Source organism: Halomonas sp. NCCP-2165 (assembly GCF_023708045.1).
Lineage (GTDB): Bacteria > Pseudomonadota > Gammaproteobacteria > Pseudomonadales > Halomonadaceae > Bisbaumannia > Bisbaumannia pacifica.
Window position 1 is genome coordinate 51,058 of the sequence record NZ_BRCY01000018.1, and the last position, 24,738, is coordinate 75,795.

The following is a 24,738-nucleotide window of genomic DNA, read 5'->3' on the forward strand; positions in this document are numbered from 1 at the left end:
AGAGAACGAGGGGACGAGCCGCCCGCGGGCGGCTCGCGATGGCGCTTAGCGGATCAGCGCCGGGTCGATCTCGTAGCCGTTCTCGGTGAACCAGCGAGCGGCGCCCGGATGGAACGGCAGCACCTGGTTATGAACCACGTTCTCGGGGATGGTGGTGACGGCGCTGCGGTGGATGCTCTGCATGCGCTCGTTGTTCTCCATGGTCAGGCGGGTCGCCTCGTAGACCAGGTCCTCCGGCAGGTCGCAGCCGGCGATGGCGAAGTTCCACATGGAGACCGCCCGGGCATCCTCCTCCAGGGTGGTGTAGGTGCTGGCGGGAATCGAGAACTCGGCCACCGGGAAGTTCTCCAGGGTGGTGGCCAGCTCTTCCTCGTTGAACTCGATGATGTTCACCTCGCTCTGCACTTCCAGCTGGCTGACCGCGGGAATCGGGATGCCGGCGGCGAAGGCGATCACGTCCAGCAGGCCATCCTGAAGCTGGCCACCCAGGTCGGTCCAACCGCCGTTGCGCCGCTCGAAGTCGACGCCCAGGGTCTCGAGAATCGCCGGGAAGTAGGTGTCGGAGGTGGAGCCGGCGGGGCCGAAACCGATGCGCGCGCCGTCGGGAATCTCGCTGATGCTGGTGATGCCGCTGCTGGACAGGGCGGTGATCGAGAAGGGCGTCTCGTACATGGGGAACATGGCGCAGACGTTGTCCAGCACCATGCCCGGGGCCAGCGGGCTCTGGCCGGCCATGGCATCGGCGGCGGGGCCCATGGTGGTCATGCCGAAGGCGATATCGCCGGTATGCACCAGCGCCAGGTTCTGCACCGGTCCGCCGGTGACTTCGCCGCCGCCGGAGAGGCCCAGCTCGTCGGCGATCATGTTGGCCCAGCCGGAGCCGTAGACGAAGTAGGTCCCCCCCTGGCTGGCGGTGCCCATGGTGAAGCTCTCCGGCCACTCGCTGCGGTCGGCCTGGGCGCCGGCGGCGGCCAGCAGGGTGCCGCCGAGGGCGAGGGTGAGTAGCGGGCGTGCAGTAAGGCGCATGGCGTCTCTCCTGAGGCAGTTATGATTGTTGCGGGTTGCCTCCTGACTATAGCCAAATACGCGCCACTCGGTTTTTAGTCCTTCTTTGTCAATGGGTTAGGGATTCCTCTTGCGACCTTGGTCGAAGCCTTCGGCGGGCCATCTGTGCGGAGCCCCGCACCCTCGCCGGGGCTGGTCGTGCGGAAATCCGCACAGCTCGGAGGCGGCGAGGCGAGGGGCGCCGTATCAGGACTTCTTGGGGTCGAGGATCTTCACCGTCTGGAGGGTATCGCGGGCCTGGCTCTCGCGGATCCGGTTGACCCGGGTCTCCAGCTCCTGGGGCGTCTCCTCCTCGATGGGCAGCTGCTCGAAGAAATCGCAGCTGACGCACTCCCGGTAGCGCACCCCGTGCTGCTCCCAGGCACGGATGCGATCCATCTCCGCACAGCGGGGACAGATGGCGCCGGCGATAAAACGTTTCTGGACAGTCATGATTGAGGCCTCTCGATAGCCGCCGGGCGAGAGCCGGCGGCGAAGAATTCAGGCAGCGCGGATTAGCGTGAAGTCACGACATGGATGATTCCAGCTTGCCATCGTGGGAGTTTGGCTATGCCGACGGTCCGACGCCTCGGCGATTGGGCGACGAAGTCGCCCCTGGTGGCAGCCAGGATCGCCCTTCGGGCGATAATCGCGCGGAATCCGCGCTCCCACGGTGGTATTCACGCCACAGTGCGATGAACCATCAATTCAAGCGGCACGAATGCCGCTATGACGCAGCAGCGGTTCGATGCTGGGCTCGCGGCCGCGAAAGGCGCGGAACAGCTCTGCGGCATCCCGGGCGCCGCCCTGCTCGAGGATCTCGCGGCGGAAACGCGCGCCGGTGGCGGCGTCGAAGGTGCCGGCCTCCTCGAAGGCGCTGTAGGCGTCGGCGGAGAGCACCTCGGCCCACTTGTAGCTGTAGTAGCCCGCCGCATAGCCGCCGGCGAAGATATGGCTGAAGCCGTTCTGGAAGCGGTTGAAGGCGGCCCGCGGCACCACCGAAACGGCCTCGCGCACCTCGTCCAGCAGCGCCTGCACCCGGGTCGCGCTCGGTGCGGACAGCTCGTGATGGAGGCGGAAGTCGAACAGCGAGAACTCCAGCTGGCGCACCATGCCCATGGCGGACTGGAAGTTTCGGGCCGCCTGGAGGCGCTGGAAGAGTGCCTCGGGCAGCGGCTCGCCGCTCTCCACATGGCCGGCGATCAGGTCGAGGCCCTCGCGCTCCCAGCAGAAGTTCTCCATGAACTGGCTGGGCAGTTCCACCGCGTCCCAGGCCACCCCATTGATGCCGGAGACATCCGCCACCGTCTGCTTGGTGAGCATATGGTGCAGGCCGTGGCCGAACTCGTGGAAGAGGGTGGTGACCTCGTCGTGGGTCAGCAGGGCCGGCTTGTCGCCCACCGGGCGGGTGAAGTTACAGGTCAGGTAGGCCACCGGCAGCTGCAGGCCGCCATCCTCGCAGAGGCGCCGCACCCGGCACTCGTCCATCCAGGCACCGCCACGCTTGCCCTCCCGGGCATAGAGGTCCAGGTAGAAACCGGCGATGGGCTGGCCCTGCTCGAGGATGCGGTAGAAGCGCACATCGGGGTGATAGCGGGGCGCCTCCGGGTCCTCGGCGAAGCTCAGGCCGTAGAGGCGTTCCACCACCTGGAAGAGGCCGTCGATGACCCGCGGCGCCGGGAAGTAGGGACGCAGCTGCTCCTGGGAGATGGCGTAGCGGGCCTCGCGCAGCTTCTCGCTGGCGTAGCCGATATCCCAGGGTTCCAGGCGTTCGAGGCCCAGCTCGTCCTGGGCATAGGCGGAAAGCTCGTCGAACTCCTCCCGGGCCTGGGGCACCGCGCGGCGGGCCAGGTCATCGAGGAAGTCGAGCACCTGGCGGGGCGACTCGGCCATCTTGGTGGCCAGGGAGTAGTCGGCGTAGGTGGCGAAGCCCAGCAGCTCGGCGAGCTCCTGACGCAGGGCCAGGGTCTCCTCGATCACCGGGGCGTTGTCGAACTGGCCGGCCTGGGGGCCCTGGTCCGAGGCCCGGGTCACGTAGGCGGTATAGACCTCCTGGCGCAGCGCCCGGTCGTCGGCGTAGCTGATCACCGGGTAGAAGCTGGGGAAGTCCAGGGTGATGCGGTAGCCCGCCTCGCCCTTGGCCTCGGCATTGGCGCGCAGGGTCTCCAGGGCGCTGTCGGGCAGGCCGCTCAGGGCGTCGGCGTCGGGCAGCGACTTGTGCCAGGCCTGGGTGGCGTCCAGCACCTGGTTGGAGAAGCGGTTGGAAAGCTCCGAGAGGCGGCTCTGGATCTCGCCATAGCGCTGCTTCTGCGCCGGCGGCAGGTCGACCCCGGCGAGGCGGAAGTCGCGCAGGCTGTTATCGATGCTGCGCTGCTGGGCCTGGTCGAGGCGCGTAAAGGCGGGGGAGTCCTTGAGGGCCTGGTAGGCCCGGAACAGTCCCTCGTGCTGGCCCAGCCAGGTGCTGTAGTCGGAGAGCCTGGCCAGGCAGGCCTGATAGGCCTCGCGCAGGGCCTCGGAGTTCATGGTGGAGTTGAGGTGCGAGACCGGCGACCAGGCCTGGGAAAGGCGATCGTTGAGGCTCTCCAGGGGCGCGGCCAGGCTCTCCCAGGTGGGCGGCTCCTGCTCGGCCCGTGCCACCAGCCGCTCGATGGCCTCGCGATTCTCGCTCAGCAGCTCCTCGATGGCCGGCACGACATGGTCGGGCAGGATCTGGCCGAAGGGCGGCAGCTCATGGGTCTCGAGCAGGGGGTTATGTGACATGCGGGCCTCGTCGCTAGCGGGTAATACGCCTTAGATGGGGATGCGACGGCGGGGTTTCAATCGCCGGGCTATCGACGCTAGGCGGATTGGCCGGCCCGGGCTGGCCTGCTAGGCTTGCGCCCCTATCGTCGACCCAGGTCGGCCCGTGACACAAGGACAGCTCGAATGATGCACGAGACCCTGGAGCGCTGGGGCTCCCAGCGCGCCTTTATTCTCGCCGTGACCGGCGCCGCGGTGGGGTTGGGCAATATCTGGCGCTTCCCCTACATCACCGGGGAGAACGGCGGGGCGGCCTTCCTGCTGCTCTATGTCGCCTTCGTGGCCCTGCTGGGCCTGCCGGTGATGATGGCCGAGATCATGGTCGGTCGCGCCGGACGCCGCAGCCCCATGCAGTCGCTGCTGCAACTGGCCAACCAGGCCGGGGCCTCGCCGCACTGGCGCTGGCTGGGCTGGTTCGGCGGGGTGACGGTGTTCCTGATTCTCTCCTTCTACTCGGTGGTCTCCGGCTGGTCCATCGAGTACCTGGTGGAGGCGATCAACGGCGACTTCGTGGGCAGTACGCCGGCGGAGATCGGGGCCGGCTTCGATGCCTTCCTGGCCGACCCGCTGCGCATGACCTTCAACCACACCCTCTTCCTGCTGCTGACCATGTCGGTGGTGGCCGCCGGGGTCGCCAACGGCCTGGAGAAGCTCAACAACCTGATGATGCCGCTGCTCTACCTGCTGCTGCTGGTGCTGGTGGGCTATGCCGCCACCACCGACGGCTTCGGCACCGCCCTGGCCTGGCTGTTCCGGCCCGACCTCTCGGCGGTGACGCCGGTGGTGGTGATGCATGCCATGGGGCACGCCTTCTTCACCCTGGCGGTGGGGGCCTGCGCACTGATGGCCTACGGCGCCTATATGCCCGATCACCAGAGCCTGCCCCGGGCCGCGGTGGCGGTGGCCGCGCTGGACGTCACCGTGGCCCTGCTGGCGGGCATCGCCATCTTCTCGGTGGTCTTCTCCCAGGGCATCGATCCCGGCGAGGGCCCGGGGCTGATGTTCGTCACCCTGCCCATCGCCTTCGCCGAGCTGCCCTGGGGCCAGCTGTGGCTGGGGCTCTTCTTCCTGCTGCTGCTGATGGCCACCTGGACCTCCTCCATCAACCTGGCCGAGCCCATGGTGGCGGGGCTGCAGGGGGTAGGCCTCAAGCGCGGTCAGGCCGCCGCCCTGGTGGGGGTGACGGTATGGCTGGTGGGGCTGCTGTCGGTGTTCTCCTTCTCCAGCCTGGCGGAGGTGCACTGGATCGCCGGGATGAACTTCTTCGAACTGGTGACCACCGTGCCCACCGAGTTCTTCCTGCCGGTGGGGGGGCTGTTGATCGCCATCTTCGCCGCCTGGGTCATGCCCCGGGATATCGCCCTGCGGGCGCTGGATGCGGGCCCCACCGGCTACCGGGTATGGCGGACGGTGGTACGCTATGTCTCCATTCCGCTGACCCTGGTGGTGCTGTTCTCCACCCTGATCTGATAAAGCGGGCGATTACGCCCCGGGAGCGACACGATGCAAGAGGCACTGCGTAGTCATCGCGGCCTGACCCCCCGCCTCGGCGAGCGGGTCTATGTGGACCCCGCCAGCGTGGTGGTGGGCGATGTGGTGCTGGGCGACGATAGCTCGGTATGGCCCACGGCGGTGATCCGCGGCGATATGCACCGCATCCGTATCGGCGCGCGGACCAGCGTCCAGGACGGCAGCGTGCTGCATATCACCCACGCCAGCGACTACAACCCCGGCGGCTATCCGCTGACCATCGGCGACGAGGTGACCATCGGCCATCGCGCCGTGCTCCACGGCTGCACCCTGGGCGACCGCATCCTGGTGGGCATGGGCGCCATCGTCATGGATGGCGCCGTGGTGGAGGACGAGGTGATCATCGCCGCCGGCGCCGTGGTGACCCCGGGCAAGCGCCTGGAGAGCGGCCATGTCTATGCCGGCAACCCGGCCAAGGCGTTGCGCCCGCTCAAGGACGCGGAGCGACGCTTCTTCGCCTATAGCGCCGGCAATTACGTCAAGCTGAAGGACGACTACCTGGCCGCTCAGTCCGATTGAGCACCGATCGGCTCGGCAGGGACAAAAAAGGGCTCTCCCATCGGGAAAGCCCTTTTGCTTTTCCAACGGCTTCATAGCCGGTCAGGTACCGAAGCGTTCCGGGCGGAAGGTCTCGAGCATGGGGTTCTTGGCGCCGGAGAGGATTTCATCGGCCAGCAGTTCGCCCACCACCAGGGCCAGGGTGGCGCCCGAGTGCGTGAAGGCGACGAAGCACCCCGGCACGGCTTCGAGTTCTCCGAGGACGGGTTCGCCGTCGCCGGGAATGGGCTTGTAGCCGATCTTGTGGCTTTCGGCCTCCAGTCGAGGAGAGCCCTTCACCAGGCGAGACGCTTCGTCGAGCAGCTCTTCGATCACGGCCTCGGGAATCCGATAGCCCGAGTTCTCATCCCCTTCGATATGCTCTTCGTACCAGTCGTGGTCGACCGCCAGGCTGCTGGCCGGGTTGGGACGGATGGCCGCGCGCGGGGTGTTCATCACGCACTCCACCCCGTGCTCCAGGGGCGTGGTCACTACCAGCATGGACAGGGGTGAGGCGTTGGGGATGGAGACCCCCAGGGGAGCCACCACCTCGGGGGTCTGGGCACCACAGGCCACCACCACTCGGTCCACTGGGTGGTGACCGGCGCGCTCGGTGTCGACGCCGTTGGCGTGGCCCGACTCGTCCCGCGTCACGCTGGCCTTGCCGCAGTGGGCGATGAGCTCGCCGCCGAGCTCGCGGAACTCCTGCATCAGGTGTTCGATCAGGTGGGGCAGACTCACCCAGCCCTCGCCGGGGTTGAAGGTGGCGGCGTCGGCCACGGCCTCGATGTTGACGTTGGGCGTGAGGCGAGCCACGCCCTCGGCCCCGATGAGGTGGGAGTGGTAGGCGTGGGCCTTTTCGTAAGCGTGGCGAGCCCGGGTGCCGGTATCGTCGTCGTTGGCCCAGAACAGGCCGCCGTCGAAGCGCAGCCAGTCGCGTCCCGGGTCCTGCGCGTGGAGGGTCCGGTAGCGATCGATACCGGCCATGCGCAGGGCATGGTACTCCCTGGAGCGCTCGCCGGCGGAATTCAGCCACGACAGGGAGCGACCGGAGGCGCCGGAGACCAGTTCACCCTCGGTGAAGAGGCTGACCGGGGCGCCCTGGCGGAGCAGGTGGACGGCGATAGAGACGCCAATGACGCCACCGCCGATGATGGCGACGCTGGTTTGCTGAGAAGCCATGGTTATTGTCCTTTTCAGGTGGGTGTCATGGAGGAGGTGGCGCGTACGGCAAAGCACCGATGCACTGTTTCGATGATGGCGAGGACTTCGAGGGCCTCTGCCGCGGTCACGGGCAGCGGTGTGTCACCGGTCAGGGCCCTGGCGAGCTGGCGGTAGTAGGCCGGATAGTCGCCGCGTTCGGCCTCGATCCGGTGCAGGTCGTCACCGGCACCCAGGACCGGCTGGATGTCATCGAAACCGTAGTCGTCGTCCCGGGGCGACGCGCCTCGGGCGAGCGCCGCTTCCTGCCCATCGAGGCCATGCTTGACGAAGGCGGCCCGGCTGCCGAGTACGTGAAAGCGGGGGCCGGCCTGGGCGGCGAGGCCGTTCATCCACAGCCGTGAGCGCACCCCGCTGCGGTGAAGCAGGGTGACGAAGGCGTCCTCGTCGGCCCCCGGAGAGTCGCTGTGATGGTCGAGTTCGGCGTGCACGGTATCCACCGGGCCGAAGAGTTGCAGGGCCTGGTCGATCAAGTGACTGCCGAGATCGAACAACAGGCCTCCGGCCTGATCGACCGGCGTGGTGTCGCGCCAGTTGCCGAAACCTTCCGGCATCCACCAGGTGAAGCGGGACTCGAAGCTGCGCACTCGCCCGAGGGCGCCGTCGGCGATCAGCCGCGACAGGGTGAGGAAGTCGCCGTCCCAGCGCCTGTTGTGGAAGATGCTGAGCGGTGTCCCGGCTTCCCGGGCCGCCTCGGTGATGGCTTGGGCATCCTCCTGGCTGGCGGCGAAGGGCTTGTCGACGACCAGTGCCAGCCCGCGGGCGATGAGGGGCTCGGCCTGGTGACGGTGCCCCGCGGGCGGTGTGGCCAGGATGACCAGGTCGAGGGCGAGTTCACCCGTATCGAGGGCGGCCAGCAAGGCATCGAAATCGGCGACAATCCGGGCATGGGGATAGCGCGACCGGGCCTTGGCGGCGCGTTCGGCGTTGCCCGTGACGATCGCCTCGAGGCGATAGTCGGGATCGGCATCGATCAAGGGGGCATGGAAGATACTACCGGCCACGCCGAAGCCGACGATGGCGGTACGCAGCGGCAGGTCGTGACGGGACATCAGAGCACCTCCGAGAGGAAACGTTGCAGGCGGGGGGACTGCGGGGAGTCGAACAGTTGATCTGGTGGTCCCGCCTCGACCACTTCGCCCTCATCCATGAACACCACCTGGTCGGCGACCTTGCGGGCGAAGCCCATTTCATGGGTAACGACGACCATGGTCATGCCGCGTCGGCAGAGGTCCGCCATCAGGGTCAGCACGCCGTTGACCAGTTCCGGGTCCAGCGCCGAGGTGGCCTCGTCGAACAGCATCACCGCGGGATTCATGGCCAGGGCCCGGGCGATGGCGACGCGCTGCTGCTGGCCGCCGGAGAGATCGCGAGGGCGATGGTCCGCTCGCTCGGCAAGCCCCACTTCGGTCAGGCGTGCCCGAGCGATGGCTTGGGCATCTCGCTTCGACAGACGCTTTACCTTCCAGGGGGCCAGGGCGACGTTTTCCAGGGCGGTGTGGTCAGGAAAGAGGTTGAAGTGCTGGAACACCATGCCGATGCGCAGGCGCAGCAGGTCAGGCTTGACCGCCAGCACGCTGTCGCCGTCCAGCAGGACATCGCCGGCGGCTGGCTCGTGCAGGCGGTTGATCCCCCGCAGCACGGTGGACTTGCCGGACCCCGATGGCCCGATGATGCAGGTGGTGGTGCCGGGGGCGATGGAGAGGTTGATGTTGCGCACGACCTGGACGTCGCCGTAGGCCATGCACAGGTCTTTCACTTCGAGGTTGGCGCCGGTGAAGGCACCCTCGACGGCGGGAATCGTTTGCAGGGATGTCATGGCTTATCGCTCGCTTGCCGGGGTCATCGCCGGAGTACCGTGGGAGGGCAGTTCATCGAGTTCCTTCAGCCCGCTGGTGGGCGTACTGGGACGGCGTCCGGTGCGCAGGCGGTTGTCGATGTGGTTGACCAGGTGGGTCAGGGGCACGGTGATGATCAGGTAGAACAGTCCCGCCAGGACCAGCGGCGACAGGTTGCCGGTGAGCACCGCGGCGTCCTGGCCGACGCGAAAGAGCTCGCGCTCGCTGACCAGCAGGCCGAGGAAGTACACCAGCGAGGAGTCCTTCACGTTGGAGATGAACTGGTTGACCATCGCCGGCAGCACGCGGCGGATGCCCTGGGGGATGACCACCAGGCGCATGGCTCGGCCGTAGCTCATGCCGAGCGCCCGGCAGGCTTCCATCTGCCCCTTGTCGACACTCTGGATGCCGGAGCGAAAGATTTCGCCCATGTAGGCGCCGGAGATCAGGCTCAGGGCCAGAATGCCGAGGGGATAGGGGGTGGGCCCGAAGAGTTCCTGGCTGAGCGGGGCGAAGCCCTGCCCCACCAGTAGGATGGTGAGGATGGCGGGCAGGCCGCGGAAGATGTCGGTATAGATGCGCGCCGGCGTCTTCAGCCAGCGTGAGGGCGAGATGCCCATGATGGCCAGCAGCAGCCCCAGGGCGGTGCCGAGCACCGTGGCCCACAGGGAAATGATCAGGGTGTTGGCCAACCCGGTCTGAAGCAGATGGGGCAAGACGGCCGCCATCGCTTCGAAGTCGAGGAAAGTCCTGGCGAGTGTATCGAGAAAGTCCATGGCCGGCTCTCTGTAGCGTTCTGGAAAGGGGTCTGGCAGGGGCCGCGAGGTCGGCCCCTCGAGTCAGGACTGGGTGTCGCGTTCCGCGCTGGGCAGGTACTGGTCGGGAATCGGCGAGCCCGGGAACCACCTCTGGTAGAGGCGCTTCCAGGTGCCGTCCTCCATGGCCGCGAGGATGGCCTCGTCGAGGGCGACCTTGAAGGCGTCCTTGTCCTTGGCGATGGCGAAACCGGCGGGCGCGTCGAAGGAGGGGATATCCGCGGCGTGAATGAGGTCGAAGCGCTCGGCGTAGTCCTTGGCCGCCTCGTAGTCGAGGAAGTGGGCGTCCACGGCGCCGCTGTTGAGTGCGGAAACGGCCGAGTTGTTGTCGGGGAAGCGCACGAGGTCGGTATCGGTGAAGTGCTGTACCGCGTAGGCCTCCTGGAGGGTGCCTTGGACGACGCCGAGGCGATGGTGGGCGAGGGTAGCGATGTCCTCGATGCCGGAATCTTCGGGTGTGACCACCGAGAGGTAGCCGGCCAGGTAGCCCTCGGAGAAATCGACGGTCTGCTGGCGCTCCTCGGTGATGCCGATGGCGGCGACGCCAACGTCGAAGCGGCCGTTGGCCACCCCGGAAAGGATGCCGGTGAAGTCCTGGCCGGTGAATACCACGTCCTCGATGCCGATACGGTTGGCCACCTCGGTGAAGAACTCCACGTCGAAACCGGTGAAGTGGCCGCTTTCGTCGGTGAAGGTGTAGGGCCTGGCATCGCCCAGACTGGCTACCCGGATCTGGCCGGGTTCAATCAAGCCGTAGGGGTTGTCGACGGTGGCTTCCGGAGAGCTGTCGCCGCAGCCGGCCAGGGTGACAGCCGCACTCGTGATTAGGGCGGCCGCCGCCCGGGAGAGGGAGGAAGGAAAATTCATAATGATGTCTACCTGTCTAGTTCTTGTGGTGTCAGGGGTCTCACCTTGTGAGACCGGTCTCATTGAGGCATGATTGAGACCGGTCTCATTGGGTGGGATCAGTGTAGTCACGGCGTTAAGATATCGTCAACCTCTAGAGTGGGACTCCGAAAATGACAACACCACCAACCAGCAAGCGTGCCTTCACCGTGGCGGATGTGGCCCGCGAGGCCCAGGTGTCGAAAGCCCAGGCGGCACGTGCCCTGGGCGGCTATGGTGCCGTGAGCGACAGGGTAATGGCGCGGGTGACGGAGGCGGCGGAACGGCTCAACTATCGTCCCAATCAGCTGGCGCGCAGCATGAATACCGGCCGCTCCCAGACCCTTGGCGTGGTGGTGGGGGATATCGAGAATCCCTACTTCAGCCTTGCCCTGAGGGGCATCTCGGACCTGGCCAAGGAGCAGGGCTATGACGTGATCCTCACTAACACCGACGAGAAGCTCGGCGCCGAGCAAGACGCGGTTCGGGTGCTGGTCGACAAGCGAGTGGACGGCTTGATCGTAGTGCCCTGCGAGCCTTGCCAGATCGATCATCTGCGCCAGGTGGTGGAGGAAGGGCGAGTACTGACCCTGTTCGACCGGGAGATCGAGGGGCTGGGGGTCGAGTCGGTCAGTGCATCCTTCGTGGGGGCTGCGCGGGAGGCCACCCAGGCGTTGTTGGCGCTCGGCCACCGGCGCATTGCCTATCTCACCAGCATACACGGGCAGCCACCTTATCGCCGCGGCGATATCCTCGGGGTATCACCAGTGGCTCAGCGCATCGCCGGCATGGAGGAAGCCTTCACCCGAGCGGGAGTGGACTTCGACCCAGGCCTGGTGAAGTTCAATGCCGTAGGAGCGGAACAGGTGGCCAGTATCATGGCCGAGCTCCTGGACGTGAAGGAGCCGGCCACCGCGGTGGTGGCTTCGGACAATCTGATCGCCCTGGCGGTTCTGAAGGAGTGTCGACGGCGTTCGCTTGGGGTGCCGCGAGACCTGTCGTTGTTGATGTACGACGACTTCCCCTGGACGGAGCTGGTCGATCCGCCGCTCACGGTCATTGCGCAGCCAGTCTACGAGATGGGGCAGGAGGTGGCGCGGCGCACCATCGCGCGCATTCGTGGGCAGGAGCCTGGCCCCATGCCTGGGTTTGAAGCGCGGCTGGTGCCGCGCGACTCCTTTGCTCCGCCTGGCGAAGACACTCGACAAGGGTTTTGTGACAACTGATTGTTTTCTCGGGCCATGCCGGGCGATAATCTGGTTATTTATCCAGTTATCGGGAGTCCCTCGCCGGCATGGCGAATTTTCATACCCATCTCGGCGTGGCCAGCGCCGTGGGCGCCGTGGGCGCCTATGGCGGCTGGCAGATCGGGCTCTGGTCGGCGGCCCAGGCCCTGCCGCTGCTGGCCCTGGTGGCCTTCGGCGGCATCCTGCCGGATATCGACTCCGATCATTCCCGGGCGATTCGCCTGATCTTCAACCTGTTTGCCGTGCTGGCGGTGGTGGGGGGCGCCTTGCTGCTGCAGGGGCGGCTCACCCCCGGCGAGCTGCTGGTGGCCTGTGGCGGGCTCTATCTGGGGGTACGCCACCTGGCCGGTGCCATCTTCAAGCGCTTTACCGTGCATCGCGGCATCTGGCACTCGCTGCTGGCGGCGGCCTGGTGCGGGCTGGTGACCACGGCCCTGAGCTACCGGCTGCTGGCCCAGGAGGCGAGCCTGGCCTGGGCCCAGGGGCTGGCGCTGTTATTGGGCTGCGTGATCCACCTGCTGCTGGATGAGCTCTATAGCGTCGACCTGGTGGGGGCGCGTATCAAGCGCTCCTTCGGCTCGGCGCTGAAACTCTGCGACCTGCGCGAGCCGGGCAATTCGGCACTGATGCTGCTGCTGGCGGTGGGCCTGCTGCCCTGGCTGCCCCCCTGGCCCTCGCTGATCGAGCTGCTGGGCCAGGGCGCTTATCTGCTACCGCGCTGGCAGTAGCTTCCCTTCGAGGCGGCTCCGTGTAGGTTGGGTAAGCGAGCCAAGGCGAGCGCACCCAACGCCGGCATGTCGGATGCACTCGCCATAGGCTCGTTTATTCGACCTACGGGGCTCCCTCTCAATGGCGATATTCCTCGGCGCGCAGCCCGTACTTCTTCAGTTTGTCATAGAGGGTCTTCCGGGGCAGGCCCAGCTGTTCGCAGGCGCCGGGGACGCTGCCCCGCTGGCTGATCAGCGCCTGGCTGATCAGGCTCTTCTCGAACAGCTCGACCTGCCGGGGCAGGGGCAGGCCGCCGTTGTCCGGGGTGGCGCCCTCCAGCAGGGCCTCGAGGCGGTAATCGTAGGCGGCGCCCAGCAGCACATAGCGCTCCGCCAGGTTGCGCAGCTCGCGCACGTTGCCGGGCCAGTCGTGGGCCAGCAGGCTCGAGATGCCGGCGGCATCCAGGGGCGGCGCCTCCAGGTCGCTGCGGTTGCCGGCCACCAGGGCGAAATGCTGGAAGAGCAGCGGGATATCCTCGCGGCGCTCGCGCAGCGGCGGGATCGGCAGGGTCACCACATTGAGGCGGTAGTAGAGGTCCTCGCGGAAGCCGCCGGCCTCGGCGGCGGCCTTGAGGTCCACCTTGGTGGCGGCGATCACGCGGATATCCAGGGGCACCGGCTCGTTGGCGCCGAGGCGCTCGATGCAGCGCTCCTGGAGCACCCGCAGCAGCTTGACCTGCAATGCCAGGGGCATGGACTCGATCTCGTCGAGGAAGACGGTGCCGCCGTTGGCGTACTCGAACTTGCCGATGCGCCGCTCCAGGGCGCCGGTGAAGGCACCCTTCTCGTGGCCGAACAGCTCCGACTCGATGATGCTCTCCGGTACCGCGCCGCAGTTGATGGCCACGAAGGGACCCTCGCCCCGGGCGCTGCGGGCGTGCAGGGCCCGGGCCACCAGGTCCTTGCCGGTGCCGGTCTCGCCGAACAGCAGCACGTCCGCCTCGACCCGGCTGATGCGCTGCACCATGGCCGCCAGCTGCTGCATGGCCGGGGTGCGTCCCACCAGGCGTGGCCCCGGGGCGCCCTGCTGGGCCTCGAGCTCGGCCTTGAGGCGGCGGTTCTCCAGGCTCAGGCGGCGCTTGTCGATGCCTCGACGCACCATCTCCACCAGGCGCTCGCCGGCGAAGGGCTTCTCCAGGAAGTCCCAGGCCCCCTGGCGCATCGCCTCCACGGCGGTGGAGATATCCCCATGACCGGTGATCAGGATCACCGGCAGGTCCGGGTCGCGCTGGCGGATCTCGGCGAGCAGCGCCATGCCATCCATGCCGGGCATGCGGATATCGCTGATCACCACCCCGGGGAAGTCCACGGGCAGGGCGGCCAGGGCCGATTCGGCGCTCTCGTGGGCCCGGGGCGCGTAGCCGGCCAGCTCCAGGGTCTGGCCGGTGGTGATGCGCAGGTGAGGCTCGTCGTCGATGATCAGGACCGGCGGGGCATCGGCGCTATCCATGGGGTGTCACTCCTGGGGGGCATGGGGCTCGGACGGTTCCGGGGATCGGTCCCGGGACAGGCGAATGGTGAAGCGGGCGCCGCCCTCGGGCAAGGTCTCGGCCTGCAGGCGGCCACCCAGGTCGGTGATGATCCGCGAGGAGATCGACAGCCCCAGCCCCAGGCCGGCGCCGAGCGACTTGGTGGTGAAGAAGGGCTCGAAGATCCGGGGCAGATTCGCCGCCGGGATGCCGGGGCCGTTGTCCGCCACCTCGATACGCACCTCGTCGCCCTGGGTCTCGATGCCCAGGATCAGCCGCGGCGATGGCGTCTGGGCCATGGCCTGGAGGGCATTGCCGATCAGGTTGACCAGCACCTGCTCCAGGCGCACCAGGTCGGCGCGCACCCAGACCGGTGCCTCGGGCCAGTGGCGCTCCACCGTCACGCCATCCTGGTCGAGGCGGGCCCGGTAGAGGCGCAGGGCGTAGCCGAAGCAGTCGCTCACCGAGACGCTGGTCAACTGTTCGCCGCTCTTGCGGGAGAACTGCTTGAGCTGGGCGCTGATCTCCGCCATGCGCCCGGTGAGCTCGACGATCTCGGCCAGGTTGGCATCGGCGCGTTCGGCCTGCTGACGGGCCAGGAAGGCGCGGGCATTCTCGGCATAGGAGCGCACCGCCGCCAGGGGCTGGTTGAGTTCGTGATTGATGCCGGCGGCCAGCTGACCCAGCATGGCCAGCTTGGCGGCCTGGATCAGCTCGTCCTGGGTCTGGCGCAGGGTGGCCTCGGCACGCTTGCGCTCCTCGATCTCGTCGGAGAGGCGGCGATTGGTCTCCACCAGGTCGTGGGTGCGGCGCGCCACGTTGCGCTCCAGCTCGTCCCGGGCCCGGGCCAGGGTGTGACGCTCGCGCTCGGCGAAGTGTTCCCGCTGGCGGCGCAGGCGCTGACGCTGCCAGCCCACGCCGGCGCCCAGTACCAGGATGCCGTAGAGCCCGCCGGCCAGCAGGGCGGCCTGCCATTGGGCGGCCTGCACCGGCGCCAGCGGCTTGAGAATATGCATCTCCCAGCCCAGCTCCGCCAGGGGACTGATCTGGCGCAGGAAGGCCTGACCGTCGAGGGGGCCCCGATCGAAGGTCACCAGGTCGCCGTACTCGCCGCGCGGCTCCAGTCGTCGCAGGCCCGAGGGCGGCAGGGGTTCGTCGGCATAGCGGCGGGTGGCCAGCAGTCGCTGGCGCTCGGCGGCGCTCAACGGGTGCAGGGCCGCCAGGCGCAGGGCCGGCTCGCTGGCCATGAAGACGATGCCCTGGCCATCCACCACCAGCAGCTCCGCGTGCTGCTCGGCCCAGGCGCTCTCCTGGGCATCCAGCAGTACCTTGACCACCATCACCCCGGCGGGGTCGGTCTCGTCGTCGGGGAGCCACACCGGCGCCGAGAAGTAATACCCCCGTTCCCGTGACTGCACGCCCAGCCCGTAGAAGCGCCCCTCGCGACCGGCGATGGCGTCCTGATAGTAGCTGCGGAAGCGGTAGTTCTGGCCGATAAAGGTGTCGGGGCGGTGCCAGTTGCTGGCCGCCAGGGTGTCGGCGTGGCGGTCCAGCAGGTAGACGTCCGACACCTCGGCGATGGCTCGGAAGCCGTCCAGCCGCTCATTGATGGCCTGGGCGCGATGCGCCTCGGGGGCGCTCAGGAAGCGCCGCACCGGCTCCCGGGAGGCGAGCAGCTGAGGCAGGTACTCGTGGCGGGAGAGGTGACCGCGCAGCCCCGCCACCGAGAGGCGCAGCTCGTCGTCGGCCTCCTCCTGCAGGCGCTCCAGGGCCTGGTCCCGGGCGATTCGGGTCGCCGGCCAGATCACCAGGGCCAGGCCCAGCAGAATCACCAGGGCCAGGGTCAGGCGCAGGACGCGACGACTCATGGGGTGCCATGGGTCTGGGCGCGGCGCAGGGCGCGCTGGGCCCGGGTTTCGGCCCGTTCCAGCTCCAGCAGCCCCTCCTCCACGAACACCAGGTGCTCATGGGCGCGCTCCCGGGCCTGTTCGGCGTCGCCGGCGAGGATCGCCTCGAGCAGGGCGCGGTGCTGCTCCATCAGCCGGGGCCGCGAGTCGGGCTTCTCGAACAGGTAGGCCAGGTTGTCGACGATGCTCTTCTCCAGCAGATGGAAGATGCCGCGGATGGTGTGCAGCAGCAGCACGTTATGGGCCGACTCGGCGATCGCCAGGTGGAAGGCGGCATCCGCCTTGGCCTCCTGCTCCGGGTCGCGGCCGGCGAAGCTCGCCTCCAGCTCCTCGAAGCGCTGCACCAGCAGGGCCTTGTCGGCGGGGGTGGAGCGCAGCGCCGCATAGTAGGCGGAGAGCCCCTCCATGGCATCGCGAAATTCCAGCAGGTCGAGGTGAAACTCCTGGTGACGGGCCAGCATCTCCAGCAGCGGGTCGCTGTAGCGGGTATTGAGCTCCTGGGTAACGAAGGTGCCGCCGCCCTGGCGACTGGTCAGCAGGCCGCGGGCGGCGAGTTTCTGGATCGCCTCGCGCAGGGAGGGGCGCGAGACGCCGAAGCGCTCCGCCAGCTCCCGCTCCGGGGGCAGGCGCTGGCCGGGCTGGAGGCTGCCCTCGATGATCATCGACTCCAGGCGTTCGGTGATCACGTCGGCGAGGCGGGGCTGTTTGACGGTCTGGTAGGTCATGGCGTCCTGCGTCGCGATAATGCAATTGGTAATACCAATCCTAAGGCATCATCCCGCCTCGAGGCAAACTCGGGGTGTCTGGACTTTTCCTCGATTTTCATCGGGTTATCGGGTCGGTATCTGACCTGCGACTAAAGTCTAGCCAGGAATAAGTGGTAAATTGGGCGGCGGCATTTGACACGGCATTTGGCGGCCTTTTAAGGTGCCTCAACGCTATCTGTAAATTGGTTTTACCAATTTACCCGTCGAGGGCGGTGACCATGCATCCTGCCCCAGGAGACGCCATGACCCCCATCAAGTGTTATCCCCCCAAACCGCCGAGGGTCTACCTCTTCGGCACCTGCCTGGTCGACCTGTTCTTCCCCGAGGCCGGCCTCGATGCCATGCGCCTGCTCGAGCGGGAGGGCATCGCGGTGGACTTCCCCGAGGATCAGACCTGCTGTGGCCAGCCCGCCTATACCTCGGGCTATCAGGACGAGGCCCGGGCCGTGGCCGCGGCTCAGCTCGATCTCTTCCCCGAGCCCTGGCCCATCGTGGTGCCCTCCGGCTCCTGCGGCGGCATGCTGCGCCACCACTACCCCAAGCTGTTTGCCGGCACGCCCCTCGAGGCCAAGGCCAACGAGCTGGCGGGGCGGGTCTTCGAGCTGACCGAGTTCCTGGTGCATGTCTGCCGCCTCGAGCTGGAGGATCGCGGTGCCCCGGAGGCGGTGGCCATGCACACCTCCTGCAGCGCCCGTCGCGAGATGGGACTGGCGGAGACCGGGCCGGCGCTGCTCGCCCAGTTGGGCCGAGTGACCCTGGTGGAGCAGGCGCGCGCCGCCGAGTGCTGTGGCTTCGGCGGCACCTTCGCGGTGCGTCATCCGGAGGTCTCGGCGGCCATGGTCGAGGACAAGAGTCGCGCCATCGAGGCGGCCGGGGCCGAGCGCTTCGTCACCTCCGATTGCGGCTGCCTGATGAATATCGCCGGGCGGCTCGCCCATCGGGATTCCCCGGTCGAGGGCGAGCATATCGCCTCCTACCTGTGGCGGAGGGTCGGCCGATGAGCGACGAGACTCCCGGCGTGCAAACCTTCACGCCCCAGGCCTTTCATCGCCAGGCCCATGATGCCCTGGGCAATCCGCAGATCCGCGCCAACTTTCGCAGTGCCATGGATGGCCTGATGGGCAAGCGCCGCGAGGCCTTCGCCGACTGGGAGCTGGAGGCGCTGCGCGAGCTGGGGGCCAGCGTGCGGCTGCGCGCCCTGGCCCAACTGCCGGACCTGCTGGAGCGGCTCGAGGCCAACTGCCAGGCCAATGGCATCCGCGTGCACTGGGCCGAGGATGGCGAGGCCGCCTGCCGGCTGATCCGCGAGCTCTGCGAGGCGCGGGGTGCCCGTGCGGTGATCAAGGGCAAGTCGATGGTCACCGAGGAGATGCACCTCAATGCCCACCTGGAGGCGGCGGGCATCGAGGCCCTGGAGTCGGACCTGGGCGAGTACCTGGTGCAGCTCAACGACCAGACTCCCTCGCATATCATCATGCCGGCGATCCACCTCAATACCGACGAGATCGCCGATGTCATGCACGACAAGACCGGCATCCCGCGCACCCGCGACGTGGACGCCATGACCGCCGCCGCCCGGGCCCAGCTGCGCGAGCGTTTCATGGCCGCCGACGTGGGCATCACCGGGGTCAACTTCGCGGTGGCCGAGACCGGCACCCTGTGCCTGGTGGAGAACGAGGGCAACGGGCGCATGACCACCACGGTGCCGCCGGTGCATATCGCCGTCACCGGCATCGAGAAGGTGGTCGAGCAGCTGCGCGACGTGGCGCCCCTCTATGCGCTGCTGACCCGCTCCGCCACCGGCCAGCACGCCACCACCTACCTCAACATGATCTCCGGGCCGCGGCAGGCGGGCGAGCAGGATGGACCCGAGGAGGTCCATCTGGTGCTGGTCGATAACGGTCGCTCCGCTATCTATCAGGACGATGAGCTCCTCGACACCCTGCGCTGCATCCGCTGCGGCGCCTGCATGAACCACTGCCCGGTCTATACCCGGGTCGGCGGCCACAGCTATGGCACCACCTACCCCGGCCCCATCGGCAGCATCCTGATGCCGCACCTGATGGGCCTGGAGGCCACCAAGGACCTGCCCACCGCCTCCAGCCTGTGTGGCGCCTGCGGCGAGGTGTGTCCGGTGAAGATCCCGATTCCTTCCCTGCTGACCCGGCTGCGCCGGGAGGCGGTGGGGGAGGGGCGCGGCAACGTGCCCGGTGCCGGGAGCAAGCGTACCAAGACGGAGGCCGCGGCCTGGAAGGCCTGGCAGTGGCTGGCGACGCACCCCGGCGCCTGGCGGGGTGCCGCCGGCGTGGCCGGCAAGCTGGGGCCCCTGACGCCCGGCAAGCTGGGCCCCTGGAGCGACCATCGCGTCGCCCCCAGGCCCGCCCGGCACTCCCTGCATGCCTTGATCAAGCGTCACCGCTCGGCCACCGACGAGGAGGGGCAATCATGAGCGCTCGAGAGACCATCCTGGGGCGGCTTCGCCGGCGCCTCGACGGCCCCCTGACGCCTCACGTCAGCGACTTCTCGGTGATGAGCGGGCGTGGCTGGAGCCGGGAGGAGCGCCTGCGCCGCTTCGAGGCCTGGATCACCTCGGTGCATGGCGAGGTGATCCACACCCCGCGGGCCGACTGGACCCAGGCCCTGGCCCGGGTGCTGGCCGACAAGGGCATTCGCCGCCTGGCCCTGGGGCGGGCGCATCCGGTCGCCGCCGAGGCCCGGGTCGCCCTGGCCGAGGCCGAGGTCACCCTGGTCGACGCCGACCGCCCGGTGGACGCCTGGCGGCAGGAGCTCTTCCACCGGGTGGAAGCGGGGCTGACCTCCACCGGCGGGGGCGTCGCCGAGACCGGCGGCCTGTGGCTCTGGCCAACCCCGGACGAGCCGCGCCTGCTCAGCCTGGTGCCGCCGATCCATATCGCCGTGCTGGATGCCGAGGCGATCGAAGAGACCCTCTTCGACGTCATGGAGCGGCACGGCTGGGGCCAGGGAATGCCCACCAATGCGCTGCTGATCTCAGGGCCCAGCAAGACCGCGGATATCGAGCAGACCCTGGCCTATGGGGTTCATGGGCCCCGGGAGCTGGTGGTGCTGCTGCGCCACTGAGAAGACGCCAACCACAGCAATAACAAAGAGGGGGCGCCGGCGGCGCCTCCCGGGGCCCCCTGCGCCCCGCTCGCCGCCGCACCCCGAGGGAGACCTTATGAACGACACGCTACTCTCGCTACTCGCCTTCGCCCCCCTGGCCCTGGCCGGGGTCCTGCTGGTGGGGCTCAACTGGCCGGCCCGCCGTGCCATGCCGGTGGTGCTGCTGGCCACCGTGGCCATCGCCCTGTTCGCCTGGGAGATGAGCCCGCTGCGGGTCACCGCCTCGGCGCTGCAGGGGCTGATCCTCACCGCGGCGATCCTGTGGATCATCTTCGGCGCCATCCTGCTGCTCAATACCCTCAAGCACTCCGGGGCGATCACCGCCATCCGCGGCGGCTTCTCGTCGATCAGTCCCGACCGCCGGGTCCAGGCGATCATCGTCGCCTGGCTGTTCGGCTGCTTTATCGAGGGTGCCTCGGGCTTCGGTACCCCGGCGGCGGTGGCCGCGCCCCTGCTGGTAGCGCTGGGCTTCCCGGCCCTGGGGGCGGTGATGATCGGCATGATGATCCAGTCCACGCCGGTCTCCTTCGGCGCCGTGGGTACGCCCATCGTGGTGGGGGTCAGCGGTGGCCTGGATCGCGTCGCCATCAGCGAGCGCCTGATCGCCGAGGGGTCCAGCTGGGAGGTCTTCTACCAACTGATCACCTCCGGGGTGGCGATCACCCATGCCCTGGTGGGCATCCTGATGCCGCTGCTGATGTGCATGATGCTGACCCGCTTCTTCGGGCGTAATCGCTCCTGGAAGGAGGGGCTGGCCATGGCGCCCTTCGCGCTCTTCGCCGGTCTCGCCTTCGTGGTGCCCTATGCCGCCGCCGGGGTCTTCCTGGGGCCGGAGTTCCCGTCGATGATCGGCGCCCTGGTGGGCATGGCCATCGTGCTGCCCGCCGCCAAGGCCGGCTTCCTGCTGCCCAAGGCCCAGTGGGACTTCGCCCCGGCCAGCGAGTGGCCCGCGGCCTGGATGGGCAATATCGAGATCAAGCTGGATAGCCTGACCGGCAAGTCTCCGATGCCCCTGGCCCTGGCCTGGCTCCCCTACCTGCTGCTGGCGCTGCTGCTGGTGGTGTCCCGGGTCTTCCCGGAAGCCAAGGCCTTCTTTACCGGCTTCCTGGCCTTCGGCTGGAGCGATATCCTCGGCGAGGCGGGGGTCTCCGGCAGCATCCAGCCCCTCTACCTCCCCGGCGGCATCATGGTGCTGGTGGTGCTGGCCACCTTCCTGCTGCATCGCATGCGCGTCAACGAGCTGCGTGCCGCCCTGGGCGAGTCGTCGCGGACCCTGCTGGGCGCCGGTTTCGTGCTGATCTTCACCATTCCCATGGTGCGCATCCTGATCAACTCCGGGGTCAACGCCGCCGATCTGCCCTCCATGCCGGTGGCCATGGCGGAGCTGGTCTCCGGGGCCGTGGGCCAGGTCTACCCGCTGTTCGCCTCCAGCGTGGGTGCCCTGGGCGCCTTTATCGCCGGCTCCAATACCGTCTCCAACCTGATGCTCTCCCAGTTCCAGTTCAGCGTCGGTGACCTGCTGGGCGTCTCCGGCGTGCTGCTGGTGGCCATGCAGGCGGTGGGTGCCGCCGCCGGCAACATGATCGCCATCCATAATGTGGTGGCCGCCTCCGCCACCGTGGGGCTGCTGGGACGCGAGGGACGCGTGCTGCGCCTGACGGTGATTCCCACCGCCTATTATCTGCTCGCCTCGGGTATCCTGGCGCTGTTGGCCGTGGGCCTGGCGGGCGGCCTGGATCCCCTGATGGGCAACCCGACCGGCGGATAGGAGAGAGACGATGCAGACGACAGCCGTGGAGACCCTGGCGCCGGCCTATCGGGAGCTGCTGGAGGCCCTGCGCCCCCACTTTCCCGAGGCGCGGCTGATCCATGACCCTCTGCGCACCCTGGCCTATGGCACCGATGCCAGCTTCTATCGGCTGATTCCCCAGCTAGTGGTGCGGGTGGAGGACGAGCCAGAGCTGCAACGGGTGCTCGGCGAGTGTCGCGCCCGGCGGCTGCCGGTGACCTTCCGCGCCGCCGGCACCTCGCTCTCCGGTCAGGCCATTACCGACTCGGTGCTGATCCAGTTGGGGCGCGGCTGGCAGGGCGCCGAGGTGCTGGAGCAGGGCGCGGCGATTCGCCTCGAGCCCGGGGTGATCGGCGCCCGGGCCAATCGGCTGCTGGCGCCCTACGGGCGCAAGATCGGCCCCGACCCGGCCTCCATCAATAGCTGCATGATCGGCGGGATCGCCGCCAACAACGCCTCGGGGATGTGCTGCGGCACCGCCCAGAACAGCTACCGTACGGTGCGCGATATCCGCGTGATCCTGGCCGACGGCACCCTGCTGGACACCGCCGACGCCGCCAGCGTGGCGGCCTTCCGCGAGAGCCATGGCGAGCTGCTGGCGGGCCTCGAGGGGCTGGCCGCCGAGACCCGCGCCAATGACGTGCTGGCCGAAAAGATCCGCCACAAGTATCGGCTCAAGAACACCACCGGCTATGCCCTCAATAGCCTGGTGGACCATGCCGACGGCATCGAGATCCTCAAGCACCTGATGATCGGCTCCGAGGGGACCCTCGGCTTTATCGCCGCCATCACCTACCGCAGCGTGGTGGACGAGGCGCACAAGGCGGCGGCGCTGGCCTTCTTCCCCGATATGGCCACCACCTGCCGCGCCACCATCGCCCTGAAGCGTACCCCGGTGGCGGCGGTGGAGCTGATGGATCACGCCGCCCTGCGCTCGGTGCAGGACCGTCCCGGCATGCCGGAGTCGCTGCGTGGCCTCCCCGAGGGGGCGGCGGCCCTGCTGATCGATGTGCGCGGCGACACCGAGGCGGAGCTCCTGGCACGGCGGGCCGAGGTGCAGGCCGCCCTGGAGGGCATCCGTACCCTGGAGCCTTTGACCTTTACCCGCGACGCCGACACCTACGCCGGCTACTGGAAGATCCGCAAGGGGCTCTTCCCGGCGGTGGGGGCGGTGCGCGAGACCGGCACCACCGTGGTGATCGAGGACGTGGCCTTCCCCATCGAGCGCCTCGACGAGGGGGTCGCGGCGCTGACCGATGCCTTCCGGCGCCACGGCTATGGCGACACCATCCTCTTCGGCCACGCCCTGGAGGGGAACCTGCACTTCGTCTTTCCCCAGGGCTTCGAGAAGCCCGGTGAGGTGGAGCGTTACCAGGCGCTGATGGATGAGGTGGCCCGACTGGTGGGCGTGGAGTACGGCGGCTCCCTCAAGGCGGAGCACGGCACGGGGCGCAATATGGCGCCTTATGTGGAGCTGGAGTGGGGCGGCGACGCCTATGCGCTGATGTGGAAGATCAAGGCGCTCTTCGATCCCGATAACCTGCTCAACCCCGAGGTGATCCTGAGCCGCAACGCCGAGCTGCACCTGCAGAACCTCAAGCCGCTGCCGGCGGCGGATGCCCTGGTCGACAAGTGCATCGAGTGCGGCTTCTGCGAATCGGTCTGCCCATCGAGGCATCTGACCCTGACGCCACGCCAGCGCATCGTGATCCGTCGCGAGCTGGCGCGGCTCGAGGCCCGGGGCGAGCAGCGCGACGAGGCGCGTCTGGAAACGCTACGCCGGGCCTATCAGTATGACGGCGTCGACACCTGTGCCGCCGATGGGCTCTGTGCCACCCAGTGCCCGGTAGGGATCAATACCGGGGACCTGGTGCGCGCCCTGCGGCATGAAGATGGCCAGGGCCAGGCCCGGCTGGCGCGGCGCATCGGGCATCATTTCTCCGGCACGACGCGGGTGGCTCGTGGGCTGCTCAACCTGGCCGGCGGCGGGCGCACCATCCTGGGCGAGGCCGCCATGGCGGCCTTTTCTCGCGCCGCGCGGCGTGCCTCCGGCGATCGCCTGCCGCTGTGGCTGCCCAGCCTACCCAAGGCGGCGCCGATTCGCGTGCTCGAGGTCACCGCCGACAAGAAGGCGGAGCGTGACAAGGTGGTCTACCTGCCCTCCTGCGCCACCCGGGTATTCGGCGCCGCCCATGATGACGAGGAGTCGCGTTCGGTGATGGAGATCACCTTAGCGCTGCTTGAGAAGGCCGGCTTCGAGGTGATCCTCCCGGCGATTGCCGGCCACCTCTGCTGCGGGATGGCCTTCCAGTCCAAGGGGCAGTTCGACGAGGCGGCCCATAAGGCCCGGGAGCTCAACCGGGAGCTGCTGGCCGCCAGCCAGAACGGGCGCTACCCGGTGCTCTGCGACACCAGCCCCTGCACCCTGCGTATGCAGGAGAGTCTCGACGCGCGGCTCGCGCTGCTGGAGCCGGTGGCCTTCGCGCATGACTACCTGCTGCCGCGGCTGGATATCGTCCCGGTGGGCGAGCGCGTCGCCCTGCATGTGACCTGCTCCAGCACCCGCATGGGCCTCGCCGACAAGTTCGCCACCCTGGCCCAAGCCTGTGCCACGGAGGTCGTGGTGCCGGAAGGGATCAGTTGCTGCGGCTTCGCCGGCGACAAGGGCTTCACGGTACCGGAACTCAATGCCTCGGCATTGACCGGCTTGGCGGAGCAGGTCGAGGGCTGTGGGGCGGGCTACTCCAACTCCCGGACCTGCGAGATCGGGCTGAGCCAGCATGGTGGCATCCCTTATCGCTCGATCCTGTCGCTGCTGGATCGGGCCAGTCGCCCGCGGATGAAGGATGGTGTCGAGGCCGGCTGAAAGTTTTTTACCAAAGTCCTTGCAGGGGCGGGGGGAAATCCGTAAAGTACGCATCCGCTGCCGGCGACGGACATCGTGGCCAGCGGCAATGAGTGGCAAAAGTGCTTGTTTCTGTT

The 24,738-nt window shown here is 68.1% G+C and carries 20 protein-coding genes; 9 read left to right on the forward strand and 11 right to left on the reverse strand.

Going from position 1 to position 24,738, the window contains the following annotated elements; all coding sequences use genetic code 11:
- Nucleotides 1-45: 45 nt before the first annotated feature.
- From NFU04_RS10785 to prlC, 3 genes are all read right to left on the reverse strand, one after another.
- On the reverse strand, nt 46-1,026 hold the full coding sequence (locus NFU04_RS10785) for a TAXI family TRAP transporter solute-binding subunit (RefSeq protein WP_251309439.1): 981 nt from the start codon (nt 1,024-1,026) through the stop codon (nt 46-48).
- A gap of 225 nt (nt 1,027-1,251) precedes the next feature.
- Complete coding sequence (locus NFU04_RS10790; RefSeq protein WP_251309440.1) at nt 1,252-1,497, reverse strand: YheV family putative zinc ribbon protein; 246 nt, start codon at nt 1,495-1,497, stop codon at nt 1,252-1,254.
- 255 nt (nt 1,498-1,752) lie between these two features.
- Complete coding sequence (gene prlC, locus NFU04_RS10795; RefSeq protein WP_251309441.1) at nt 1,753-3,804, reverse strand: oligopeptidase A; 2,052 nt, start codon at nt 3,802-3,804, stop codon at nt 1,753-1,755.
- Between the two features lie 168 nt (nt 3,805-3,972).
- On the opposite strand from prlC, the gene NFU04_RS10800 reads away from it, so the two are divergent.
- Nucleotides 3,973-5,313 carry a sodium-dependent transporter gene (locus tag NFU04_RS10800; RefSeq protein WP_251309459.1) on the forward strand — a complete coding sequence of 447 codons (1,341 nt, stop codon included), beginning with the start codon at nt 3,973-3,975 and terminating at the stop codon, nt 5,311-5,313.
- 33 nt (nt 5,314-5,346) lie between these two features.
- Nucleotides 5,347-5,892 (forward strand): gamma carbonic anhydrase family protein, encoded by a 546-nt coding sequence (locus tag NFU04_RS10805; RefSeq protein ID WP_251309442.1) that lies wholly within the window; start codon nt 5,347-5,349, stop codon nt 5,890-5,892.
- An 81-nt stretch (nt 5,893-5,973) separates the two neighbouring features.
- Here the strand turns inward: NFU04_RS10805 and NFU04_RS10810 are convergent, their stop codons facing one another.
- The 5 genes from NFU04_RS10810 to NFU04_RS10830 all read right to left on the reverse strand — a co-directional run bounded on the left by NFU04_RS10810 (nt 5,974) and on the right by NFU04_RS10830 (nt 10,651).
- On the reverse strand, nt 5,974-7,092 hold the full coding sequence (locus NFU04_RS10810; RefSeq protein WP_251309443.1) for an NAD(P)/FAD-dependent oxidoreductase: 1,119 nt from the start codon (nt 7,090-7,092) through the stop codon (nt 5,974-5,976).
- 14 nt (nt 7,093-7,106) lie between these two features.
- Nucleotides 7,107-8,183: a Gfo/Idh/MocA family protein gene (locus tag NFU04_RS10815; RefSeq protein WP_251309444.1), complete on the reverse strand. Its 1,077-nt coding sequence runs from the start codon at nt 8,181-8,183 to the stop codon at nt 7,107-7,109.
- Entirely contained in the window at nt 8,183-8,950 is a 768-nt protein-coding gene (locus NFU04_RS10820) for an amino acid ABC transporter ATP-binding protein (RefSeq protein WP_285835143.1), read from the reverse strand. Before NFU04_RS10820 ends, NFU04_RS10815 begins: the two co-directional genes overlap by 1 nt.
- A 3-nt stretch (nt 8,951-8,953) precedes the next feature.
- Nucleotides 8,954-9,685, reverse strand: a complete 732-nt coding sequence (locus tag NFU04_RS10825; RefSeq protein ID WP_251309445.1) for an amino acid ABC transporter permease — start codon at nt 9,683-9,685, stop codon at nt 8,954-8,956.
- Between the two features lie 123 nt (nt 9,686-9,808).
- Nucleotides 9,809-10,651 (reverse strand): ABC transporter substrate-binding protein, encoded by an 843-nt coding sequence (locus NFU04_RS10830; RefSeq protein ID WP_251309446.1) that lies wholly within the window; start codon nt 10,649-10,651, stop codon nt 9,809-9,811.
- 152 nt (nt 10,652-10,803) lie between these two features.
- On the opposite strand from NFU04_RS10830, the gene NFU04_RS10835 reads away from it, so the two are divergent.
- Complete coding sequence (locus NFU04_RS10835) at nt 10,804-11,895, forward strand: LacI family DNA-binding transcriptional regulator (protein WP_251309447.1); 1,092 nt, start codon at nt 10,804-10,806, stop codon at nt 11,893-11,895.
- A gap of 68 nt (nt 11,896-11,963) precedes the next feature.
- On the forward strand, nt 11,964-12,644 hold the full coding sequence (locus NFU04_RS10840; protein ID WP_251309448.1) for a metal-dependent hydrolase: 681 nt from the start codon (nt 11,964-11,966) through the stop codon (nt 12,642-12,644).
- Nucleotides 12,645-12,762: 118 nt separating this feature from the next.
- On the opposite strand, the gene NFU04_RS10845 is transcribed toward NFU04_RS10840, so the two are convergent.
- Genes NFU04_RS10845 through NFU04_RS10855 form a run of 3 tightly spaced genes read right to left on the reverse strand, consistent with a single transcriptional unit; the run spans nt 12,763 to nt 16,784 of the window.
- The gene (locus tag NFU04_RS10845) at nt 12,763-14,133 is read right to left on the reverse strand and encodes a sigma-54-dependent transcriptional regulator (protein ID WP_251309449.1); all 1,371 of its coding nucleotides are present in this window, start codon (nt 14,131-14,133) and stop codon (nt 12,763-12,765) included.
- 6 nt (nt 14,134-14,139) lie between these two features.
- A complete protein-coding gene (locus NFU04_RS10850; RefSeq protein WP_251309450.1) occupies nt 14,140-16,020 on the reverse strand; it encodes an ATP-binding protein in 1,881 nt (626 codons plus the stop codon).
- The gene (locus NFU04_RS10855) at nt 16,017-16,784 is read right to left on the reverse strand and encodes an FCD domain-containing protein (RefSeq protein WP_251309451.1); all 768 of its coding nucleotides are present in this window, start codon (nt 16,782-16,784) and stop codon (nt 16,017-16,019) included. Before NFU04_RS10855 ends, NFU04_RS10850 begins: the two co-directional genes overlap by 4 nt.
- Nucleotides 16,785-17,068: 284 nt before the next feature.
- On the opposite strand from NFU04_RS10855, the gene NFU04_RS10860 reads away from it, so the two are divergent.
- From NFU04_RS10860 to NFU04_RS10880, 5 genes are all read left to right on the forward strand, one after another.
- Complete coding sequence (locus tag NFU04_RS10860; RefSeq protein WP_251309452.1) at nt 17,069-17,827, forward strand: (Fe-S)-binding protein; 759 nt, start codon at nt 17,069-17,071, stop codon at nt 17,825-17,827.
- Complete coding sequence (locus tag NFU04_RS10865; RefSeq protein ID WP_251309453.1) at nt 17,824-19,275, forward strand: LutB/LldF family L-lactate oxidation iron-sulfur protein; 1,452 nt, start codon at nt 17,824-17,826, stop codon at nt 19,273-19,275. The genes NFU04_RS10860 and NFU04_RS10865 overlap by 4 nt, the downstream gene beginning before the upstream one ends.
- Nucleotides 19,272-19,925 carry a LutC/YkgG family protein gene (locus NFU04_RS10870; protein ID WP_251309454.1) on the forward strand — a complete coding sequence of 218 codons (654 nt, stop codon included), beginning with the start codon at nt 19,272-19,274 and terminating at the stop codon, nt 19,923-19,925. The genes NFU04_RS10865 and NFU04_RS10870 overlap by 4 nt, the downstream gene beginning before the upstream one ends.
- Before the next feature lie 97 nt (nt 19,926-20,022).
- Complete coding sequence (locus tag NFU04_RS10875) at nt 20,023-21,735, forward strand: L-lactate permease (protein ID WP_251309455.1); 1,713 nt, start codon at nt 20,023-20,025, stop codon at nt 21,733-21,735.
- A gap of 10 nt (nt 21,736-21,745) precedes the next feature.
- On the forward strand, nt 21,746-24,622 hold the full coding sequence (locus NFU04_RS10880; RefSeq protein ID WP_251309456.1) for an FAD-binding and (Fe-S)-binding domain-containing protein: 2,877 nt from the start codon (nt 21,746-21,748) through the stop codon (nt 24,620-24,622).
- Nucleotides 24,623-24,738: the final 116 nt, after the last annotated feature.

Coding starts and splice junctions, on each gene's coding strand:
- NFU04_RS10785 (WP_251309439.1), bottom strand. CDS start 1,026: ATGCGCCTTACTGCACGCCCGCTACTCACCCTCGCCCTCGGCGGCACC.
- NFU04_RS10790 (WP_251309440.1), bottom strand. CDS start 1,497: ATGACTGTCCAGAAACGTTTTATCGCCGGCGCCATCTGTCCCCGCTGT.
- prlC (WP_251309441.1), bottom strand. CDS start 3,804: ATGTCACATAACCCCCTGCTCGAGACCCATGAGCTGCCGCCCTTCGGC.
- NFU04_RS10800 (WP_251309459.1), top strand. CDS start 3,973: ATGCACGAGACCCTGGAGCGCTGGGGCTCCCAGCGCGCCTTTATTCTC.
- NFU04_RS10805 (WP_251309442.1), top strand. CDS start 5,347: ATGCAAGAGGCACTGCGTAGTCATCGCGGCCTGACCCCCCGCCTCGGC.
- NFU04_RS10810 (WP_251309443.1), bottom strand. CDS start 7,092: ATGGCTTCTCAGCAAACCAGCGTCGCCATCATCGGCGGTGGCGTCATT.
- NFU04_RS10815 (WP_251309444.1), bottom strand. CDS start 8,183: ATGTCCCGTCACGACCTGCCGCTGCGTACCGCCATCGTCGGCTTCGGC.
- NFU04_RS10820 (WP_285835143.1), bottom strand. CDS start 8,950: ATGACATCCCTGCAAACGATTCCCGCCGTCGAGGGTGCCTTCACCGGC.
- NFU04_RS10830 (WP_251309446.1), bottom strand. CDS start 10,651: ATGAATTTTCCTTCCTCCCTCTCCCGGGCGGCGGCCGCCCTAATCACG.
- NFU04_RS10835 (WP_251309447.1), top strand. CDS start 10,804: ATGACAACACCACCAACCAGCAAGCGTGCCTTCACCGTGGCGGATGTG.
- NFU04_RS10840 (WP_251309448.1), top strand. CDS start 11,964: ATGGCGAATTTTCATACCCATCTCGGCGTGGCCAGCGCCGTGGGCGCC.
- NFU04_RS10845 (WP_251309449.1), bottom strand. CDS start 14,133: ATGGATAGCGCCGATGCCCCGCCGGTCCTGATCATCGACGACGAGCCT.
- NFU04_RS10850 (WP_251309450.1), bottom strand. CDS start 16,020: ATGAGTCGTCGCGTCCTGCGCCTGACCCTGGCCCTGGTGATTCTGCTG.
- NFU04_RS10855 (WP_251309451.1), bottom strand. CDS start 16,784: ATGACCTACCAGACCGTCAAACAGCCCCGCCTCGCCGACGTGATCACC.
- NFU04_RS10860 (WP_251309452.1), top strand. CDS start 17,069: ATGACCCCCATCAAGTGTTATCCCCCCAAACCGCCGAGGGTCTACCTC.
- NFU04_RS10865 (WP_251309453.1), top strand. CDS start 17,824: ATGAGCGACGAGACTCCCGGCGTGCAAACCTTCACGCCCCAGGCCTTT.
- NFU04_RS10870 (WP_251309454.1), top strand. CDS start 19,272: ATGAGCGCTCGAGAGACCATCCTGGGGCGGCTTCGCCGGCGCCTCGAC.
- NFU04_RS10875 (WP_251309455.1), top strand. CDS start 20,023: ATGAACGACACGCTACTCTCGCTACTCGCCTTCGCCCCCCTGGCCCTG.
- NFU04_RS10880 (WP_251309456.1), top strand. CDS start 21,746: ATGCAGACGACAGCCGTGGAGACCCTGGCGCCGGCCTATCGGGAGCTG.